Source organism: Streptomyces sp. NPDC037301 (assembly GCF_055602785.1).
Genome location: NZ_JBVJWD010000045.1, coordinates 29,999 through 49,722, shown reverse-complemented (window position 1 = coordinate 49,722; position 19,724 = coordinate 29,999). Strand labels below are relative to the sequence as shown.

General features: G+C 69.2%; 19 protein-coding genes and 1 pseudogene. 19 read left to right on the top strand and 1 reads right to left on the bottom strand.

The window, feature by feature from the left end; all coding sequences use genetic code 11:
- Nucleotides 1-425: 425 nt before the first annotated feature.
- From ACZ7IB_RS39430 to ACZ7IB_RS39350, 17 genes are all read left to right on the top strand, one after another.
- Nucleotides 426-797 (top strand): hypothetical protein, encoded by a 372-nt coding sequence (locus tag ACZ7IB_RS39430; protein ID WP_470919391.1) that lies wholly within the window; start codon nt 426-428, stop codon nt 795-797.
- Between the two features lie 131 nt (nt 798-928).
- Nucleotides 929-1,183 (top strand): hypothetical protein, encoded by a 255-nt coding sequence (locus ACZ7IB_RS39425; RefSeq protein WP_470919390.1) that lies wholly within the window; start codon nt 929-931, stop codon nt 1,181-1,183.
- Entirely contained in the window at nt 1,180-1,785 is a 606-nt protein-coding gene (locus ACZ7IB_RS39420) for a class I SAM-dependent methyltransferase (protein ID WP_470919389.1), read from the top strand. Before ACZ7IB_RS39425 ends, ACZ7IB_RS39420 begins: the two co-directional genes overlap by 4 nt.
- 58 nt (nt 1,786-1,843) lie before the next feature.
- Nucleotides 1,844-2,563, top strand: coding sequence for an HAD family hydrolase (locus ACZ7IB_RS39415; RefSeq protein ID WP_470919387.1), 720 nt, complete (start codon nt 1,844-1,846; stop codon nt 2,561-2,563).
- Complete coding sequence (locus ACZ7IB_RS39410) at nt 2,560-4,413, top strand: hypothetical protein (RefSeq protein WP_470919385.1); 1,854 nt, start codon at nt 2,560-2,562, stop codon at nt 4,411-4,413. Before ACZ7IB_RS39415 ends, ACZ7IB_RS39410 begins: the two co-directional genes overlap by 4 nt.
- Nucleotides 4,410-5,360, top strand: coding sequence for a thymidylate synthase (locus ACZ7IB_RS39405; protein WP_470919383.1), 951 nt, complete (start codon nt 4,410-4,412; stop codon nt 5,358-5,360). Before ACZ7IB_RS39410 ends, ACZ7IB_RS39405 begins: the two co-directional genes overlap by 4 nt.
- 8 nt (nt 5,361-5,368) lie before the next feature.
- The gene (locus ACZ7IB_RS39400) at nt 5,369-7,087 is read left to right on the top strand and encodes a carbamoyltransferase family protein (protein WP_470919382.1); all 1,719 of its coding nucleotides are present in this window, start codon (nt 5,369-5,371) and stop codon (nt 7,085-7,087) included.
- A complete protein-coding gene (locus ACZ7IB_RS39395) occupies nt 7,084-8,136 on the top strand; it encodes a glycosyltransferase family protein (RefSeq protein ID WP_470919380.1) in 1,053 nt (350 codons plus the stop codon). Before ACZ7IB_RS39400 ends, ACZ7IB_RS39395 begins: the two co-directional genes overlap by 4 nt.
- 96 nt (nt 8,137-8,232) lie before the next feature.
- Nucleotides 8,233-8,742 (top strand): P-loop NTPase family protein, encoded by a 510-nt coding sequence (locus ACZ7IB_RS39390; RefSeq protein ID WP_470919378.1) that lies wholly within the window; start codon nt 8,233-8,235, stop codon nt 8,740-8,742.
- A gap of 31 nt (nt 8,743-8,773) precedes the next feature.
- A complete protein-coding gene (locus ACZ7IB_RS39385; RefSeq protein WP_470919377.1) occupies nt 8,774-9,619 on the top strand; it encodes a class I SAM-dependent methyltransferase in 846 nt (281 codons plus the stop codon).
- Nucleotides 9,616-10,377 (top strand): phosphotransferase, encoded by a 762-nt coding sequence (locus tag ACZ7IB_RS39380; protein WP_470919375.1) that lies wholly within the window; start codon nt 9,616-9,618, stop codon nt 10,375-10,377. Before ACZ7IB_RS39385 ends, ACZ7IB_RS39380 begins: the two co-directional genes overlap by 4 nt.
- Complete coding sequence (locus ACZ7IB_RS39375; protein WP_470919373.1) at nt 10,374-11,030, top strand: histidine phosphatase family protein; 657 nt, start codon at nt 10,374-10,376, stop codon at nt 11,028-11,030. The genes ACZ7IB_RS39380 and ACZ7IB_RS39375 overlap by 4 nt, the downstream gene beginning before the upstream one ends.
- Nucleotides 11,027-11,863, top strand: a complete 837-nt coding sequence (locus tag ACZ7IB_RS39370; RefSeq protein WP_470919371.1) for an aminoglycoside phosphotransferase/kinase family protein — start codon at nt 11,027-11,029, stop codon at nt 11,861-11,863. The genes ACZ7IB_RS39375 and ACZ7IB_RS39370 overlap by 4 nt, the downstream gene beginning before the upstream one ends.
- A 38-nt stretch (nt 11,864-11,901) precedes the next feature.
- Nucleotides 11,902-12,900, top strand: a complete 999-nt coding sequence (locus tag ACZ7IB_RS39365) for an NAD-dependent epimerase/dehydratase family protein (RefSeq protein ID WP_470919369.1) — start codon at nt 11,902-11,904, stop codon at nt 12,898-12,900.
- A gap of 31 nt (nt 12,901-12,931) precedes the next feature.
- Nucleotides 12,932-14,053 (top strand): adenosylhomocysteinase, encoded by a 1,122-nt coding sequence (locus ACZ7IB_RS39360; RefSeq protein ID WP_470919368.1) that lies wholly within the window; start codon nt 12,932-12,934, stop codon nt 14,051-14,053.
- A complete protein-coding gene (locus tag ACZ7IB_RS39355) occupies nt 14,050-14,610 on the top strand; it encodes an NUDIX hydrolase (RefSeq protein WP_470919366.1) in 561 nt (186 codons plus the stop codon). Before ACZ7IB_RS39360 ends, ACZ7IB_RS39355 begins: the two co-directional genes overlap by 4 nt.
- Nucleotides 14,611-14,644: 34 nt before the next feature.
- Nucleotides 14,645-15,415: a 3-deoxy-manno-octulosonate cytidylyltransferase gene (locus ACZ7IB_RS39350; RefSeq protein WP_470919365.1), complete on the top strand. Its 771-nt coding sequence runs from the start codon at nt 14,645-14,647 to the stop codon at nt 15,413-15,415.
- Between the two features lie 18 nt (nt 15,416-15,433).
- Here the strand turns inward: ACZ7IB_RS39350 and ACZ7IB_RS39345 are convergent.
- Nucleotides 15,434-16,326: pseudogene (locus tag ACZ7IB_RS39345) on the bottom strand (cytochrome P450); the annotation flags it as partial.
- Between the two features lie 79 nt (nt 16,327-16,405).
- Between ACZ7IB_RS39345 and ACZ7IB_RS39340 the strand changes: the two are divergent.
- Both ACZ7IB_RS39340 and ACZ7IB_RS39335 read left to right on the top strand, forming a co-directional pair.
- The gene (locus ACZ7IB_RS39340; RefSeq protein ID WP_470919363.1) at nt 16,406-17,863 is read left to right on the top strand and encodes an IS701 family transposase; all 1,458 of its coding nucleotides are present in this window, start codon (nt 16,406-16,408) and stop codon (nt 17,861-17,863) included.
- 277 nt (nt 17,864-18,140) lie between these two features.
- On the top strand, nt 18,141-19,478 hold the full coding sequence (locus tag ACZ7IB_RS39335) for a hypothetical protein (RefSeq protein WP_470919362.1): 1,338 nt from the start codon (nt 18,141-18,143) through the stop codon (nt 19,476-19,478).
- Nucleotides 19,479-19,724 lie beyond the last annotated feature (246 nt).

Here is a 19,724-nt window from a genome sequence, read left to right as displayed (position 1 = left end):
CTCCCATCACGGGGTCCCGGACCGCTTTCATCGTTGGTACGAGCTGATCACACGGTATCCGAACGACCCGTGTGGCGGCCCTGATTCACGTCAGTACTGACACAGCGGCCAGCCGGTTCGAACGCTTCACTGCAACCGTCGGGTGAGTCCTACAAGGGCTGAGCGCGATCTGGGGGAAGGCGACCATGAAAAGAATCAGAAGTCTGCATAGCTTGATCATCACCCCCGGGTATCGATTCAGTCTGATGCAGGCGTCCAGCGACTGGAAGGACGCCGATAACGCTCGGGTGCAGAGGCGGGACCGCGGACCCGCCATGCTGGAACGCCCGTCGCGTAGCGGGCAGCTTCGTCGGCTCCGGCAGCGGTTCCGCCGCGAGGCCGCCGAAAGGCACGATCGTCACGCCGGCGATCGCCAACTCCGCGTTTTGGCCTACAGCTTGGTACTGGGCCGGGGCGCGAGCCCGGACGAGGACTGGAACACCCTCCAGGTCGAGGCCGAGCAGCGCGGTTACGCGGTAGGGGCAAGGCTCCACGATGTGGCCATCCCCGTGACCACGACGTACTTCCCCGGCTCGCGCACCAGTCGTGGCGTCTACACGCCACCCTGGAAGCGCCCTGGCTGGGGGGAACTCGAGCGGCTCATCCGAGGCGGTTTCGCGGACGGCGTGATCGTCCTCGACCGGCACAACATCAGCTCCGATGACGACGAGTACCAAGCCGTAATCAAGGAGTTGGGCGAGCGGTACCAGGCGTTCGTACACCTCGTGATCCCCGAGGAGCCGGTCGCGCCGACTTGAAGGCGTCCGCTGCGCTGGATGGACGCGAAGGGTTGGGGCTGGAGGCAGATCAGCGCCCAGGTCCTCCTCATCGCCACCGTGTTCGCCGTGATCACCATCACCTACCACTTCGCCTGATCAGGGAAACCACCATGACGTTCGAGGGACACACCGACCGGGCGCCGCGAGTCCTGCCGCACCGCGAGCAGGGCGAGGCCCTACTCGCCATCCAGGAGGCTGCCCCGAAACTGCCCAGCGAGGCCGGGCTCGATCTCTTCGCCGTCCCCGCCGGCGAGGTGCGGGGTGGCGGCTTCGACCTCTCCCGCTTCCACCGCCTCTCACGTCTGCCTGCCCCCGGGAACCCGGCGTCTCCCAGTTCCACCGGAGACCCTCAGGACGCGGCATGACGACGGCCGTGGACCACCTCAGCCCCGCCCAGTGGGATACGTGGTACCGCGAGGGCCGCGCCATAGACCGTCTCGTGACCGCAGCCGAGGCCGACCGATTCCTCCAGCACATCAACCCGTCCGCCGGGTCGTCCGTGCTCGATGTCGGTTGCGGCATCGGCCGCTTCAGCAGGCAGCTCGTTCGCTGGGGCTACGACGTGCTGGGCTTGGACTTCTCGCCGGCGGCGATCCAGACCGCCCGAAGGCAAGGCACCGAAGGTCGGCTGCGTTACGGCGTCCGCGACTTCGATGCGGACGCGATCCCGACCCAGTTGCAGCCCGCCTCGCTCGATCTCATCGTCTGCCGCAACGTCCTGCCGTTCATCGATCACCAGCGCTTCATGGTCGACGCACGACGTTGGCTGCGGCCTGGTGGGCAGTTGTACGTCCTCGTCCGCGTCTGGTCCGAGCGTGGAGCCGAGCCGGACGAGAGGCCGTGGCAACGCGGCTTCACCGAGGAACAGGTCCAGGCCCTCCAGAACGGGTGGGCCGAGCAGGAACGCTGCTGGCTCGGCAGGCACACTGCTCTGTTCCTGTCCGGCGAGCGTCGTCGGACTTTGTGACATGGGACGTTCGCCCACCCGCCCACCACCTCTTCCCTTCCTTCGAGGAGATCTCGCCGTGACGACCCGCCCGATTCCTCCACCTTCGGCTGGCTCTGCGCCGACAAAGCGAACCCCTTCCGGTACGCCGCCACGTGCCCTTCTCCTCGACCTCGACGGCGTCCTGCTCGACACCCGGCCGGTCATGGAGAAGGCGTGGTGTGAGGTCCAGGCGGCTCATGGCTTCGACATGCCGTTCGCCTCGTACGAGCGCCACTTAGGGCGCGAGTTCAACGACATCATGCGCCGCCTCGGAGTGAGGGACGCCGAACTCGTCCATGAGACGTACGAGACAGCGTCCCGGGCCGCCTCCCACCTCGCCCGGCAGTTCGCCGGCATCGCGGAGGTCCTCCACGCCTTCGCTGCCGCGGACTGGCGGCTGGGAGTCGTGACGTCAAAGCCCCTGGACCGCGCCGCACCGCTTCTCGCTCAACTCGGTTGCCCCTTCGCCACCGTTCGCACGCCGAGCAGCGTGGGCCGCGCGAAGCCGGCACCGGACCCGATCCTGCTGGCCCTGATTGACCTGGGGGTCGACCCCTCTGCGGCCACGTATGTGGGGGACATGGCGGTCGACCAGGAATCGGCGGCTCGCGCCGGCGTCGCGTACGTCCACGCGGGGTGGGGATACGGGCAGCCCACCTCACCCATTCCGGAGATCGTCGCGTCGCCGCAGGAGCTGCTGCAGCTCCTCCACTTCGTCGGGCCGTCCGAGCCGTTCGTTGAGGGGAGCCTGGTGTGAGTACCCGTCCGACCGGCGGCCTGGGCCTGGTCCGTTCCGACTTCGGCGGCCAGCCCCGATGGGCTCTCGTCGGCAGCGGCGCCCTCGGCCACGTACAGACCGAGTGCATCAAGACGGCCGAGCTGGAGGCCATACCCCTCGACCGAGAAGAACTGCGCGACCTCGTCGAGACCGTCATGGCCGCCTTGGAGAGCTACAGCGGTGCGCTCGCCTTCACACCCGGTGGTGTCGGCTGGTTGCATGTGCAGCACGTTCCCGTTCGGCGCTTCGTGGCCGAGATCCTGCGCAAGCTGCTGGCCCTGAGCTCCTGGGAGCCGTTCGCGGCGGCTCCGGGGCCCGTGACCCTCGCCCCGTACGAAGGGCTCGTCGGTCTGCGTTCGAGCAGCTCAAGGGAGTATCTGGCCTACACCGTCACCTGGTCCGGCATCGCCTACCTGCTCGGAGCAGCGACCCCGTACAACCCGTCCCGCTCCGCCCAGTTGCGCAATCTCTCTCGGGCCAGCAGGGCGAACAAGGAGCCGAGCCCGCTCCCCTCGCGTCTACGGGAGAGAGACGTCGTAGCGCTGTCCTGGTCCTCCCGCCACGCGGCCACCCTGATGCCGGTGCTCGTCGAGCTGGAGCGCGACGGGCGGACGAGCCTCATGCTCGACCTCGCCACCGATCCCGTGGAGCGATGCCCGGCACCGGCGACCACGGGCATCGACCTGTGCACGTCGCCGAGCGACCTCTTCACCCTTTCCGGCACCGCCGAGGACCTCTACCTGCCCGAGGACCACCACACCGTCCGCATCAAGGACCACTCCGTCCAACTCACACGGCTCGTAAGGCTCTTGTCCGTACTCCTGGAGTCGAGCGGCGGGTGCACACAGCCCTCGTGGCGGGCCCTCGTCCAGACGGAAACGTGGCTGGGCGGTGTCCTTGCCGCGACTCGGCCACATACCGTCCTCCTCAGCAACGACACCAGCCCGCTGGGTGCGCTGTCCGTGCACACGGCGGAACGCCACGGCGCGAACACGGTCCACGTCCAGCACGGGGCGTGGACGGCGGAGTCGGTCGCATGGCCGGCACTGCACAGCCGCGACGTCGTCGTGATGGGGGAAAGGGACCGCCCGCTGGCGACAGCGTGGGTGCGCCACCCCGCCGCCGAAGTGCACGTGCTGGGACAGCCCCGCTTCGATGCGCTCGCGGGCCTCGGCCGTGAGGCGCAGCGGCGGTACTTGGAGAAGTTGCTGGCTCCCGGCAACCGCCGCGCTCCCGCCCGGATCGCGGTATGGGCCTGCCAGCCGTTCGGCCCCGATCGGCTCAAGGCCCAGGCAGACCTTCTCCTGGACGGACTACGTGCGGCGGACAGCGACTGGGGGCTCGTCATCGCCCCGCACCCGGCTCAGAGCACCGACGTCTTCTCCCTACTGCTCCGGAGTGACGGAGAGGACCTTGTGGCCATGGCCGATCCACGAGTCGGCGCCCGGGGCTGCCTGGCTGGAGCCGACGCCCTGGCGAGCGCCTACTCGACGTGCGGGATCGAGGCCGCTCTGCTCGGCGTCCCGGTCCTCGAAATCGGCTCGCCGAGCGAACGCACCCTGGACCTGGCCTGCCATGGCCTCGCGAAGCGGTGCAGCAACGCTCACGACGTCGCCGAGGCGCTCTCCGCACTGCGCGATCCACACCCACCCGTCCCGCAGACGGCCACGGACGCGGTGTGCCGGTGGCGCGGCAACAGCGCGGCCCAGGTCGCGTGCCTCATCACCCAGCGCGCCGAAGCCCGCGCCACGTCTTCCGATCACGTCCACCACGATGCCCACGGCGCGGCCTCTGTGCCGCCCCAGGGTGAAGGAGTCCCTTCCCGATGACGCACCTCACCGCCGACAGCATGGCCGAGCTGTTCGCCGGCGCCATCACGCTGGCCAAGTCCGGCGAGAAAGTCAGCCCCCGGAGCATGGCCACCCGGGAAGTCCGCGACGTCCACCTGCTGCTCACCCAGCCGCGCGCCCGTCTGCTCTACGCGCCCCCGGCCAGGATCGTGAACCCGGCCTTCGCGGTTGCCGAGACCGTCTGGCATCTGTCCGGCTCCGACGCCCCGTGGATCTTCGACTACAACGCGCGGCTCCGGCAGTACGCCGACGACGGCGTACTGCTCGGCGCGTACGGGCCCAGGATGCGGAACTGGGCCGGCAAGGTGGACCAACTGGCCCGCGTCGTGGAGATCCTCAAGGAGGACCCCGACTCCCGTCGGGCCCTGATCCAGCTCTACGACCCGGCCCAGGACGCCGCCGGGCACAAGGACGTGCCCTGCACCCTCGGCTTCCGCTTCCACCTTCGCGTCGGCCGCCTGCACATGGCGACCACGATGCGCGGCCAGGACGTGTGGATCGGCATGCCGTACGACGTGTTCTTCTACACCGTGTTGCACGAGCTGGTCGCCGGGTGGCTCGACGCGGAGCTGGGCGAGTTCCACCTGCACGTGGGCTCGCTGCACATCTACGACAACCACGTCGAGCAGGCCGAGCACCTGACCTCGCTCGCGGCGAGCCCGGTCATGCCCGACCTGAGAACGCCGTGGAAAGGCTTCGACGGCCTGCTCGACCAGGTCGAGGCCCGTGACGTGACCAGTCACCCCGGCTGGGACACGATGGCTGTGACGCTGCGCAGCTACCGGCTGTGGAAGGACGGACAGCGCAAGCAGGCGTGGCGGGCAGCCGACGGGATCGACGGTCCCCTCGGCCAGGCCCTCACCGCCTGGTACGGCGAGCTGGAACGCCGCTCGTCCAAGCCCGCCGCGACGGCCGGGGCGAGGTGACGGCCGCCATGAAGCGCACCCCTTCGGTCGTCCTCGGTCTGTGCTCGTACACCCATGACTCGTCGGCAGCCCTGCTGTTGGGCGGCGAACTGATCGGCTTCGTCGAGGAGGAACGCCTCTCCGAGCAGAAGCACACCAAGGCGTACCCGGCCCACGCGGTCGAGTGGCTGCTCGACCAGGCCAAGCTCACCGCCGCCGACGTGGACGCCGTCGCCTACAACTTCCAGCCCGCCCGCTACCTCGCCGAGTCGCCCGCTGCTCTTCGGCTGACGCTCTCCCCGGCGACGCGCGACCGGGCCATCGCCCGAGCACACGGGTTCGCCAAGGTGGCCGTGCGCACCCAGCGGCGCATGCGTCTTATCGGCCGGCAGTTTCCCGCCGCCCGCGTCGCGCCGGTCCTGCATCACCGCGCCCACCAGCTCACGGCCTTCGCCGCGTCGGGCTGGGACGAAGCCGCCGTGCTCGTGGTCGACAGCCTCGGCGAGCGGCAGACCACCACCATCGCCCGCGGCCACGACACGCTCCGCCCTCGAACGCAGACCCTGGAGGCGATCAACGACCCGGCCTCCCTGGGGTACGTGTACGGCGCCGTCACCGAGCACCTGGGCTGGCGCCGGGGCGACGAGGAGGGCACCGTGATGGCGCTGGCCGCCCTCGGCGACTCCGCCCGGTTCCGCCGCCTGTTCGCCCAGGCCGTCCGCACGACGGCAACGGGGTTCCGCATCAACCCCGCCTACTTTCCCGCGCGCACCCTCACGTCGGGATACCCGCGGACGTCCCGCCGCTTCATCGCCGAGACCTGCCCCGAACGGCACCCGAGCGAGCCCCTGGCCGAAGCCCACCGGGATCTGGCCGCGGCCCTCCAGGAACGGACCGAGCAGGTCATGGTGCACCTGGCCCGCCGCGCTCGCGTGCTCACCGGCTCCCGGCGCCTGTGCATGGGGGGCGGTGTCGCCACGAACTGCGTGAGCATCGGCCGGATCATCGAGGCCGGCATCTTCGACGAGGTCTTCGTGCCGCCCGCGCCCGGTGACGCCGGTACCGCGATCGGTGCCGCCCTCGCCGTGCACGTCGACGGACGCAGCCCACGACCGGTGACCGGCGTCGCCCGAACCTGCTACCTCGGCCCGTCCTACGAGGACCAGCCCCTCGACCTCACGCCCTGGCCCGGCCTTCACCAGAAGACCCTGGGCATCGAAACCGCTGAGTTCCTCGCCGACCAGCTGGCCCACGGCACGATCATCGGCCTGTTCCAGGGGGCCGTCGAAGCCGGGCCGCGCGCCCTGGGCAACCGCTCGATACTCGCCTCCCCGCTGGAGCCCGGCGTCGTCGAGCGGCTGAACGCCACCGTGAAGTTCCGCGAGCCGTTCCGGCCCTTCGCCCCCATGGTCCTGGCCGAGCGCGCCTCGGACTTCTTCACCCTCCGCCAGCAGGCGCCGTACATGTCCATGGCCTCCGGCGTGACGGACAAGGCGCGCGAGCACGTACCGGCCATCGTGCACGCCAACGGCACCTCCCGGCTCCAGACCGTCACCAAGGCGCAGAACCCGTTCATGCACGCGGTACTGGCCGCCTTCGGCCGCCGTACCGGTGTGCCCGTGCTGATCAACACATCCCTCAACGTCAAGGGCAAGCCGATCTGCGGAACACCGGAGATGGCCCTGGACTGCCTGGCCAACTCCGGGCTCGACGCCCTGCTCCTCGAAGGGCGGTGGATCACCAAGTGAAGATCGGATACAGCTTCTGGGGCTTCCTCGGCAACGGCGTCACCGACACCCCGGACGGGGGCCGAAGCCACCGCCGCCCCTTCATCGACGCCCTCCTCGACCACGGTCACGACATCGTCTTCCTGCAGGCCGACCGCGACCGCCTCGAAGCGGGCGACGACCTCGGCAACGCGTACACCTTCGACGACGGCCTCCCGGACATCGACGCCCTGCTCCTGGAGTGGCGCTGGGCGATCACCGGCCGCAACACCACCGTGTGCGGGACCGAGGGGCACACTTGCGACCTGCACCGCCAGGCCCAGCTCGTCAACCACTACACCGTGCGGCACCAGACGCCCACCGTGATCTGGGACAAGGACCGCACCCTGCGAGCCGAAAGCGTGTGGCGCCGCACGTCGCACACCCGCGTCTGCGAGGCCGCCCTCGCACCGAGCCCCGGTGCGCGCTCGTTGCTCTTTCCCGTCGCCGAGGACCTCCTCGCCCAGGCGGACCCCGTGGCCCTCACGGCACGGCCGCGGGACCTCGCGCTCGGCTACGTGGGCAATCAGTACGATCGCGACGAGCCCTTCGACCGCTTCTTCGCCCCGGCCGCCGCCCGCGTCGAGCACCTGGTCGCCGGGAAGTGGACGAAGACCGACCGCTGGCCGCACGTCCACTTCCTCGGCCGGATCCCGTTCGAGGCCGCCGCCGGCGTTTACGGCCGGTCCCTGGCCACGGTTCTCATGCTGCCCGAGCGGTACGCCGCCGTCGGGCAGATGACCCAGCGCATCTTCGAGGCCGTGCTCGCCGGGTGCCTGCCCCTGGCCCCGGCGGACATCCGCTACGTCGACCGGTTCGTACCGGACGAGATGATCGTGCGCTCCGGCCGAGACGTGATCGAGCGGCTCTCCTACCTCCGCGAGATCGCCGGCACCCAGCAGCACGCCGACCTGATCGCCGCGTGCGTGGACCACCTGAGCGTGTTCGGCCTGAGCAAGCAGGTCGACACCCTGGAATCCGTACTGCACGGGCTCGTCCGGCCGGGCAGGACCGAGCGGGGAGCTGCCTGATGCAGACCGCTCCACAGGCCATGGCGCCTGGATCATCCGAATGTGTCCTGGGGGAAGGCCCCGCCGGACACCCGAACCTCTCTACGCTGGAGCACCATGAAGAAGGTCGCCATCGTCGGCTGCGGAGGCAGCGGCAAATCCCACGTGGCCCGCGAACTGGGCAAGATCCTCGACGCCCCGGCGACGCACCTGGACGCCGCGTTCTACGACGACGAGTGGAACGCGCTCCCCATGGACAAGTTCACCGAGGTGCAGCGCGAGCTGGTCTCGCAGCCGCGGTGGGTGATCGACGGCAACTACAACTCGACGCTGCAGGTGCGGCTCGAAGCCTGCGTCACGGTGGTCCTGATGGACGTGTCGACCGTGGCGGCGCTGTACGGGATCTTCTCCCGGCAGATCCGGCACGGGGCGGGGCACAAGGGCAACGGGGTGCACAACCGCATCCACTGGGGCGTGATCAAGTACGTCGCCACGTACCGGCGCAAGATGCGGCCCCGGGTGCTGGCGAAGATCGAGGAGTTCGCGGCCGGAGCCGACGTGGTGCTGCTGGCCAACCGGCGGCAGACGCGCCGCTGGCTGCGGAAGGCCGCCGCCGAGCAGTCCTGAACGGCCCGCGCCCCCGGACAGGGGGTGCGGCATGAACGAGCCCAACCCGTTCCTGGACCCCGCCCGGCAGCAGGAGCTGTACGGGCACGCCTCCCGGCTGGCCGGGCGGACCAGCGCCCTGATGCGCGCGAAGACCTCCGGCCGCCCCGTGCCCGAGACGATCGTCAGCCTGGTGCAGACCCACCACGCGCAGCCGGACCGGCTCGGCGTGGTGCTCGACATCGGTTGCGGTCGCGGCACGAGCAGCCTGGCCATCGCCGAACAGCTCCGGCCGCAGCGCGTCGTCGGCCTGGACGCCGCCCCCTCCCTGCTCGCACAGGCCCGCGAGCGCGCCAAGGAACTGCCCGACGCAACGGTGGACTTCATCGAAGGGGATTTCCACGCCATCCCGCTGCCCGCCGGTTCGTGCGACGTCGCCGTCGCCGCGTTCTGCCTCTACCACTCACCGCAGCCACAGGACGTCATCGCACAGATCGCCAGGGTTCTCGCACCCGGGGGTCTGGCCGTGCTCGTGACAAAGGGACTCGACAGCTATCGGGGGATGGACCAGCTCGTCGCTTCCGCCAGCCTCGACGTGCGGGCCGACCAGCACGAGAGCCTCTACACCGCTGCGCACAGCGGGAACCTCGCCGACCTGGCCACCTCCTCGCTCGACGTGATCGCCGTCCGGGACGAGGAACACGCCTTCACCTTCGACGGCCACGATCACCTCGCGCAGTACCTGGCCACGAACCCCAAGTACAACCTCGCGCCCGGCCTGTACGGCCATCCCGAAGCCCTGGCCGCCACCATGCACGAGGCCCTTCCGGACCAGCCGCTCACCACGCGGTCCCTCATCACCTTCGTCATCGCCCAGCCGAAGAGAGGGCCGGCATGACTCCCCTGTACTTCACCAAGCACTACCCGACGCCGGAGCGCACCGCTGCGGCGGTCCGCCACTACCGGTGGATCGGCCAGCACGTGAAGCCGCTTCGCCAGCCGGCGCTCATCTCCACCGGCTCCGACAGCCTGACGTTCGAAAGGATCGAGGGCCGCCCGGTACGTCTCGAGGACCTCCCGCGCATGGCGGAACTGCTGGGCCATGCGCATGGTGCCGCCTGGAGCAGTGACCTCCAGACGGCGTCGTTGAACACTCCGCACCGCTTCCAGGACGGCACGGCGTTCGATGACTACCTCGGCCCGCGAGAAGCTGCCCTCCGACGACGCCATGCACAGGGCTACCTGCCGGACAAAGTGTCCTTGTACGCGATGCTCGGCCTGCTGGAAGAGACAGCACAAGGGCCCTCCGCTTTCTACAAGGACAGCAACCCCCGGAACTTCATCATCACCAAGGCCGGGGACATCGTCACCGTCGACACCGACGACCTGTCCCTCGCGCCGATGGGCTTTGACCTCGCGAAGCTGATCGCGGCGCTCCATCTGACGTACGGACCGCTCACGGACCAGGCCATCAACGCCGCCCTGTTCGCCTACAACGCGGGGGCCGGATGCTACGGCGCACGCCTCGGCGCCACGGACCGCGAACGCCTCGACAACTTCCTCGCCCTGCACGCCGTCCTGACCGCCCCGTACGTCGGGCGCAACGGCTACCACTACAGCTGGCCGATGCGCCCCCGCCCCCGAGGAACCTCATGATCACCACCGAACTCGTCTTCGTACGGCACGGCCAGGCCCAGTGCAACGCCGATGGTCTCGTCGGGGGCCCGCGCACCTGCACCGGGCTGACCAACCTCGGGTACGCCCAGGTCGATCAGGCCGCACGCCGCCTGGCCGCCGAGCACCTGAAGCAGCCCTTCGACCGCGTCTACACCGGTCCGCGCATCCGGCTGATCCAGACCGGCGAGATCATCAGCCAGGCCCTGCAGATACCCATGTCCACCGACGAACGCCTCGACGGCCCCGTCCACGGCGACGCCGACGGCAAACCCTGGACCACGGTGAAGACCGCTGCGGAGGGCGGCCCCCACGCTCACCCGGACAAGCAGTGGGCCACCGGCTCCGACACCTGGAACGGCTACCTGGAGCGCGCCGGGACCTTCCTGCGCGAAATTATCGATCAGCACCAGGGGCAACGCGTCGTCTTCGCCGCTCACGGCGAGACCGTGGTCACCGCCCACACGCTGCTCCTGGGCATCCCGATCGGTTCCCCCGCTGGCTTCACGGTCAACCACGCCTCCATTGCCCGTTGGCAGGAGCACCGCAACCGGCTCGGCCAGACCCGCTGGATGCTCGACCGGCACAACGACACCGAGCACCTCGTCCTCCTCGCGCCGGAGGCGTCCTCGTGACCACGGTGGCAGACGACCCGCGGATCCAGCTGGCGCACGACCTCCTCGGAGCAGTCGAGATCGTGCCGGACCCGCTGCTCCCTCCCCGGGTTGTGCGGGTGGTGGACGCCGACGGGCGGCACTTCGTCGCCAAGCAGCACGACGAGCACGACCGGTACGCGCGCGAACTCCACGCCTACCGAACATGGGGCACCCATTTGAACGGGCACGCTCCGGAGCTGGTCGGCCGCCACGACGCCACCCGCGCTCTGCTGCTGACCGCGTTCGCAGGCGATCGGGCGAACACGGTGGCACCGGGCTCACCCGAGGAGGAGCTGGCCCACCATGAGGCCGGCCACGTCCTCGGCAAGCTCCACCGCGCCACCTCCATGCCCCAGGGCGGCGCCGTCGGCGCAGCGCTGGCACAGCGCCTCCAGAGCTGGATCGAGCGGGCCGTTCACGCCGACCTGATCGACACGGCCGAGCGGAACCTGCTGAACCATCACGCGGCCATCCTGGACAACAGCCTCATGGGCAGCGCGGTCTGCCACCTCGACTACCAGCCGCGCAACTGGCTGGTCGGCGACGCCTTCGGCATCTGCGACTTCGAACACATGCGACGCGACGCCCGCATCCGCGACTTCGCCCGGCTCGAGTTCCGGCGCTGGCAAGCCGCGCCCCACCTGCGAACCGCCTTCCTCGACGGGTACGGACGCCCGCTGACCGACACCGAACGGCGCCTCCTGGAGTCCTTCGGCGCCATCGAGGCGGCCACCGCCCTGGTCAAGGGCCACAAGGAGAACGACCTCACCCTGAGCGCGCACGGCCGAACCGTCCTGTCCCGGCTCACCTGACCTTCGCCCCCTTCGACCACACTTCTCTGGAGATTCCCGTGCCGCAGCACGAGCAGCACCCGACCACCGCTGCCCCCCGCCGGGCCGTAGTGACCGGCTCCGCCGGCTTCATCGGCTCCCACCTCGCACACGCCCTCGTCCAGGCCGGCACCACCGTCATCGGCGTCGACCGCCGCGACCCGTCCAGCGACGCCACGGCCGCCGCCAACCTCGCCGCCCTGCGGGGGCTCTCGGGATACCACCACGTCACCGCCGACCTCCTCAACTGCGCGATCGACCCTCTCCTGATCGACGCGGACGCGGTCTTCCACCTCGCCGGAATTCCCGGCGTACGGCCTTCCTGGGGTCCGCAGTTCAGCGACTACCTCGCGTCCAACGTGCTGGCCACCCACCGGGTGCTGGAAGCCTGCACCCGCATTGGCGTCCCGCGGCTGGTCGTCGCCTCCTCCTCCAGCGTCTACGGTCCGACGGACGGCGGCGCGAGCGGCGAAGGCGACCGTCTGCAGCCGGCGTCGCCGTACGCGGTGACCAAGCTGGCCGAGGAACAACTCTGCCTCGCCTACGCCGCGCGCCCCAGCGGTCCCACCGTCGTCGCCCTGCGGTACTTCACCGTCTACGGCCCCCGGCAGCGTCCGGACATGTTCACCCACCGCGCCCTGCAGGCAGCTCTGACCGGGCAGCCGCTGCGCCTGTACGGAGACGGTCACCAGCGACGCGACTTCACCTACATCGACGACGTGATCGCAGCCACGATTGCCGCCGCCGCGGTGCCGACAGCGCACGGCGCGATCAACGTGGGCGGCGGGTCGAACGCGTCGCTGCTGGAAGTGATCAACATTGCCACCAGCCTCATCGGCCGCGACGTCCAGATCCAGCAGGACCACGCGCGCAGCGGAGACGTCCTCCTCACCCGCGCCGACCCCAGCCGTGCCCGAGAGGTCCTCGGCTGGCAGCCGCGAGCCGACCTCCACAACGGGCTGCGCGCTCACATGCAGGCTCTGGCCGCCCAGACCCCGAACAACAGCCGAGCTGCATAACCCCGTGACCCGGAGCCCGAGAGGAGACGCAATGGAAAGTCCCGAGCGAGCGCGGCTGGACGCCTTCTTCCGGCAGGTCACCGCGCAGTTCCCCGCCGGCGACACGGTCACGACGCTGGTCATCACGCATCTGCTCCCCGAGCGGCCTGCGTTCCTGCGCGCCATGAACGCGGTGTCCACGGTAGGCGCTGTGCTGCCCAAGCCCCGGTCGATCCACCAGCCGACCCTCGACGAGGTCCGCCGCACCTTCACGGTCCATGACCTCACCCGGGAACGGTTCACCGACGACGCCCAGGCTCTGGACTACCTGGAGGAGACAGCCAGCGGCCGGGACATCGTCCTGGTGGACATCGGCGGCTACTTCGTGGCGAGCCTCGACACCCTCGTGGGGAAGTTCTCCGGCCGCATCTTCGGCGTCGTCGAGGACACGGAGAACGGACACCAGCGGTACGCGGCGCTCGACTCCCTGCCGTGCCCGGTCGTCTCCGTGGCCCGCTCCCCGCTCAAGGACTGCGAAGACCACCTCGTCGGCCGGTCGATCGTGTTCTCCACCGACGCCCTCGTCCGCGCCCGCGGGGACATCCTGACCAGTCGCAACGCCTGCGTCATCGGCTTCGGGAAGATCGGCCGTGCCATCGCCCAGACCCTGCGCGCCCAGGACCTGCGCGTCACCGTGTACGACAGCGATCCGATCAAGCGGGTCCAGGCGCACTCCCTCGGCTTCCACACCAGCGCGTCCACCGCCGAGGCCGTACGCGACGCGGAACTCGTCCTGTGCGCCACCGGCAATCTCGCCCTGCGACAGGGAGACTTCGCCGCCTTGCGCAACGGCGCGTACCTCGGATCGGTGACCTCGTCCGAGGATGAACTCGAACTCGGAAGCCTCCACGACCTCTACCAGCGCAGCCCCGTCAGCGCCCAGTTGACGCGATACGAGGTCACTGGCCATTACTTCTACGTCCTCGCTGACGGCGGTGCCGTCAACTTCGTGCACGGCGCCGCCGTCGGCGCGTACATCCACCTCGTCCAGGCCGAGATACTCGCCGCCACAGCCGCGCTCAGCCACGCCCGCTTCCAGCCCGGACTGCACGAGATGCCGGCGACCGACCGCGACGCCATCGCCAGAACCTGGCTCCACCACTTCGAAAGGTGACCCCCAGTGCCCCCTCCGTCCACCACATCCGCTCCGTCACCGAGGCGTACCTCGCCCGCCACCCGGACGAACGCGACTCCCTCTCTATCCTGTTCGCCGCACTCGCCGCCTCGGACGACCCCACGAACCGCAAGACGTTCCCCGCCCACGTGACGTGCAGCGCCATCGTCATCGACGGCGACCGGCGCGTGCTGCACATCGTGCACAAGGCGTCCGGGAAGCTGCTGGCGCCCGGGGGTCACAACGAAGCGGATGACCGGCACCTGCGCGACGCCGCTCTGCGTGAACTGCACGAGGAGGCAGGCATCCCGCCCAGCACCGTCGTTCCCCTCTCCGGCTTCGAGGACGTTCCCCTCGACATCGACGTGCACACCATCGACGCGAACGCCTCGAAGGACGAGCCGGTCCACCACCACGTTGACTTCCGCTGGGGCTTCCTTCTCGGCGCAGAGCACGCGGTGACGCTCCAGGAAGAGGAGGTCGACGGCTACGAATGGCGGCCGTTCACGAGCGCCGCCTCACCCACCGTCCGCTCGAAGCTCGCCCTGCTGACCTGAACGCCCGCACTTACCCGACGACCAGGAGGACGCCGTGGCCGCCACCACAGCCCTGCCGACCGACGCCACACCGCGCCGGCACATCGCCGTCATACCCTGCCGCTGGGGCGCTTCGCGCTTCCCCGGTAAACCGTTGGCCCGCCTCGGCGACAAGCCTCTGCTCTGGCACGTCCACCAGCGCTGCCTGGAGGCCAAACGTCTCGACGGAGCCGTCGTGGCGACCGACGACGAACGCATCGAAGCGGCGTGCCACCAGCTGGGCATCGAGTGCATCCGTACCGGAGAGCACCTCACCGGCACCGACCGTGTCGCGGAGGTCGCCGAGCGCCTGCAGGCCGATGCGTACATCAACGTCCAGGGCGACGAGCCGTTCATCTCGCCGACCGCCATCGACGCCATCTCCGGGGCCCTGGAGCACCTGCCGCCGGGCACGCTCGCCGTGAACGCGTACACCGAGCTGGTCGACGTCGGCGCCGTCCTAGACCACAACGTCGTCAAGGTCGTCGTTGCGTCCCAGGGCGACGCCCTGATGTTCTCGCGCCAGCCCATCCCCTATCCGAAGGGCGACCGACCGAAGTATCTCCGCCAGCTGGGCCTCTACGGCTTCACTGGCCCGGCTCTCCAACGCTTCCGACAGCTCCAGCAGGGGCCCCTGGAGCGCGCCGAGGGAGTGGAGATGCTGCGCTTCGTCGAACACGGTCACGCCGTACGGATGGTGCCTGTCGCGGACGACGGCGTCGCGGTGGACACTCCAGAAGACCTCGCGCGAGCCAGCATCCTGCTCGCGCAGTACGTAGAAGTATGACTTCTACTCACCGACCGGCTACACCAGGACAGGAAGCGATGCCAGCCCGCGAACGAGACGGGTGCGCCGCCAGTCCAGTCGGTCAGGTGGCGCAGCAAGCCGGATTCAGGGGAACCGAGCCAGTACCGCTCGCAGGGCGATCTCCGCCTCGGCCTTGGCCAGGCGAGCGCCGACACAGCGATGGATGCCATGGCCGAAGCTGAGATGAGCGGCGGCGTCGCGGTCCAAGTCGAGCAGGTCCGGCGACGGGAACCGCTCCGGGTCGCGGCTGGCGGCTCCAAGAGCGACCAGCACCGGGACACCGGCCGGGATATCGGTACAGCCGAGCGTGACGGCCTCCGTGGTGAACCGGAAGGTGGCTGTATTGACGGGGGAATTGAACGAAGCAGCTCGTCCAGCACGGCTGGGACATCGTCCGGATTTTCCTGAAGGCGATCCAGCTCGGCAGGGTGCTGGAGCAGCGCCAGGGCGGCGTTGCCGAGGAAGTTGGTGGTGGTCTCGTGTCCGGCCACGAGCACCAGCACCGCCAGAGAGACCAGCTCTTCCTCGCTCAGATGGTCGTCTCCGTCGCGAGCCGAGATGAGCCGGTCAAGAAGAGAGCCATCGGGGTCCATGCGCTTTGCGGCGATGAGGACCGTCATGTTGTCGGCCATGGAATGCGAGGCCGCGTCGATAACGTCGGGCTTGCCTGCCGCGAACAGCTCTCCGGACCAGCGCTGGACGTCGGGCCGGTCTCCCTCCGGGACTCCGAGCAGCTCACAGATCATGATGACCGGCAGCGACACCGCCAGGCCGGCCACGAAGTCGAACCGCTCGCCGACGGGCCACTGATCCAGCAGCTTGTCGGTGACCTGGGCAATGAACGGACGCAGCTCCGTGACGGCCCCGGTCGTGAACGCCTTGGTCACTAGCGGTGGTTTGTTGACGGCGGGTCAGGGCCGTAGTAGGCCGGTAGCAGAGGAACGTCGCCTCGCCGCCTGGGGGCTTGTGATGACTCGCCGTCTGCCGTGTCCGCCCGCTCCGGGCCCGCTGGAAGCCTACGCCGCGCGCTTCGATGACCTGCTCTCGACGTTGGCACAGCGCCGCGGGTTCCGCGAGTACCTCGCGGGACTGCTGCTGCCGCGGGACCAGAACAAGACCCTGACCTGCCTGGCCGGCACCGAACCCGTCGTCGGGGCCCAGCACGCCTCGGTGCAGCGGCTGCAGTTCTTCCTGTCCGAGTCGTCCTGGGACCACGAGCGGGTCAACGCCCGCCGACTGGAACTGCTGCTGACCGATCCCGCGACCGCCCCGCACCCAGGCGGGGTGCTGGTGATCGACGATTCGGGCGACCGCAAGGACGGCAAGGCGACCGCGCACATCGGCCGCCAGTGGCTGGGCCGGCTAGGCAAGACCGACAACGGCATCGTCACCGTGACCACCTGCTGGGCCGACGAGAACCTCTACTACCCGCTGCACGCCGTGCCCTACAGCCCCGCCCCTCACTTCCCCAAGGGCAAGAGCGACCCCGGCTTCCGCACGAAGCTGCAGATCGCCGCAGAACTGGCCCGCACCGCGAAGGCTGCCGGGGTAGCCTTCCGCGCCGTGGCCGCCGACTGCGCCTACGGCGACCAGGACGGCTTCCGCAGACAACTCGACGCGGCAGGACTGCCGTTCGTCATGGCCCTCAAACCGAGCCACGGCACCTGGGCCTACGGCAAGGATGCCTACACCCCCGTCCATGCCGCCCACGCCTTGACCTGGACGGACCCCGAGCACCCGGGTGACTGGACCTCCGTCGAGCGCACCTTCCGCGACGGACACACCGAGACCTGGTGGGCCGCCGACGCGACCCTTGGCTGGTGGGGACCCGACGGAAACGTCCGTCTCGTCGTGGCCACCACCGACCCTGCCACGCTGCCCCCGCAGGCCACCTGGTACCTGGCCACCGACCTGCCCCGCCCCGGCGGACCCCGCGAGGCCGACAGTTCCGAACCGGCCGCCGACTTGAATGAAGTCGTCCGGATCTACGGCATCCGACACTGGATCGAGCAGAGCTACAAGCAGATCAAGGACGAACTGGGCTGGGCCGACTTCCAGGTCCGTTCCGATACCGCCATCCGCCGCCACCAGACCCTGGTGAACTGCGCGTTCTCGTTCTGCTGGGACACCTGGTTCGCTCAACCTCCGGACCGGGAGCCTGCCGTCGTCCCCACGGCCCCGCCGACTGTCACAGCGGTGGGGCCGGCTGAGAGGGGGCCCCAGCAGACCCCACCAGCCCCAACCGGCCAGCTGGCCGCAGGCGATTCGCGCCGTCCGGGCCTGGCTCGACCCCTGGACCACCCTTCAACGCTGCTGGCGAGCCTGGAGCAACGCACCCCCGCCACCCGAACTTCAAGCCCTGATCAACGCCGTCGGCGCAGGCCACCCACTCGATCTCTACTCCCCGGTCTAACAAACCACCGCTAGCAGGTGAGCGGTGATGTCGATCGGGGACGAGCTTGGAGAGATGGTCCGGATGCTTGGGCGCCTCCCGGCTGAGGAGCTGGATCGTTTGCTGCTGGACCTGGGCGGTGCTCCCCGGGCGGAGAGTGAAGTCCCTGGGGAGCGATTCAGGCCCTTGCCGTCCGCGAGGGTGCCTTCTCGGGTTGTCGTCCGAACACGCACTGTGCAGTACTGAGCTCGCAGGAGGGGCAGGCTGGGCAGTGCTCGGCCAGTGTCGGTGGCAGGGCCTAGGGTGCGGCGCATGTCTGCCTCATCACCTTGGCGCAATGCCGAGACTCCCCTGTCACCGGTGTACCCCTTCAACGAGCCAGGGGAACCGATCACCCTGTACGAAGGGCCGGTTACCGGGCCGGCCGGGACTGAGGTGCCCGGGGTTGTCCAGTACGACTGCTCTCCGAAGCCCGGGATCTCATGGAGGCTGCATACCGAGGACCATGACCTCGCCTCTACGGACCGGACCGAGCTGAGTCTGCTTGACCTCGGCTTCGAGCTGCCGGTCTTCGCCAGGGATGCTGTGAGTGGCTGGTCCAACGGCACTTCCTACGGAGACCCCACCGCTCCGCTCGACCGTGTCGTCGCTCACTGGGTCAACCTGCCCCGATGGCACGGATCAGCCCACCTGGCAGCCCGTGCCGCCGATGGAACGCCGCTACTGGTGCCCGCTGGGCGCTGCGTGTACGAGGTGGACGAATGGAAGATCACGCTGGACGTCCGCCCTGACCACAAGGCTGTTCTCTCTGACGTGCGGCAGGCCGACGTGTACGTCATGACGCACGTGATGGAGATCCGTCGGCTGAACGGAAACAGGTTCACGGCTGCCGAGGTCAGCCCTGTTCTCGGTGCCCTGCACGTCGGGCTGTCCTTCGCGCTCGGCCGGTGGGTCGCTCCCGCCCTGCCCGTCGGACAGAACGACCAGGAGCAGACGGTGTGGGGCCAGTGGGGCCCGATGCTCTGCGACCCGGCGCGCCGCATCAGCTCAGGCTGGTGGTACCCCGAAGACCAGGAGTCCTTGGCCGATCTGCTGGCCTGCCTCCTGCCCGCGTTCCGCGATCCCGACAAGGGACAGGCGCTTCGCCTGCAGATGCAGTACGCGATCACTGCCATAGCGGACCGAGGATTCGTCGAACAGCGGATCATGAGCGGAGCTGCCGGACTGGAGCACGTGATGTGGCAGGAACTCGTACTCAGCGGTCGGCTCACGGAAGCCGAGTTCACACCCCGCGCCTGGCCGGCGCATAGAAAGCTGCGTACGGTCCTGACGGACGCGGGGGTAGAACTGGAAGTGCACGCAGACCGCCTTCCTGCGATTACTGCCTTCGCGGCGGCGCAGCAAGTGAGCGGAGGGCGGTCGGCGGATGGCGCCGATGTCGTCACACGAGTCCGTAACCGTCTTGTGCATCCTAAGGAGGCACAAGAACCCGTCTACGGGGTTAAAGGGCTGGTCACCGAGACCTGGCTCCTGACCCGCCATTACCTGGCCCTGCTGGTGCTCCACTCGATCGGCTTCCGAGGTTCCTACCAGGACCTTTCCAGGACCAACAGGTGGGTCGGCGAGACCGAGCCTGTCCCCTGGGCCTGAGATGTGCACATGAGTTCACGGGTTCGCTGCGCTCCTGCCCGAAGGCCGATTCGGCAGCCGAGGAGCAGCCCGATCCATCGCTCCGCCGATACGGTCCCCGTTGCCAGGCGCCTGACGTAGCGCCCGATCGACGAGTGTTGGAGGAGGGTGCCGTGGATATTGCCCGGCATGTGAAGCCCCTCTGTGCTCGCATCACATGCAGCACAATGGCCTATAGCCGGGAGGATGCAACAGCAATCCGCGGCT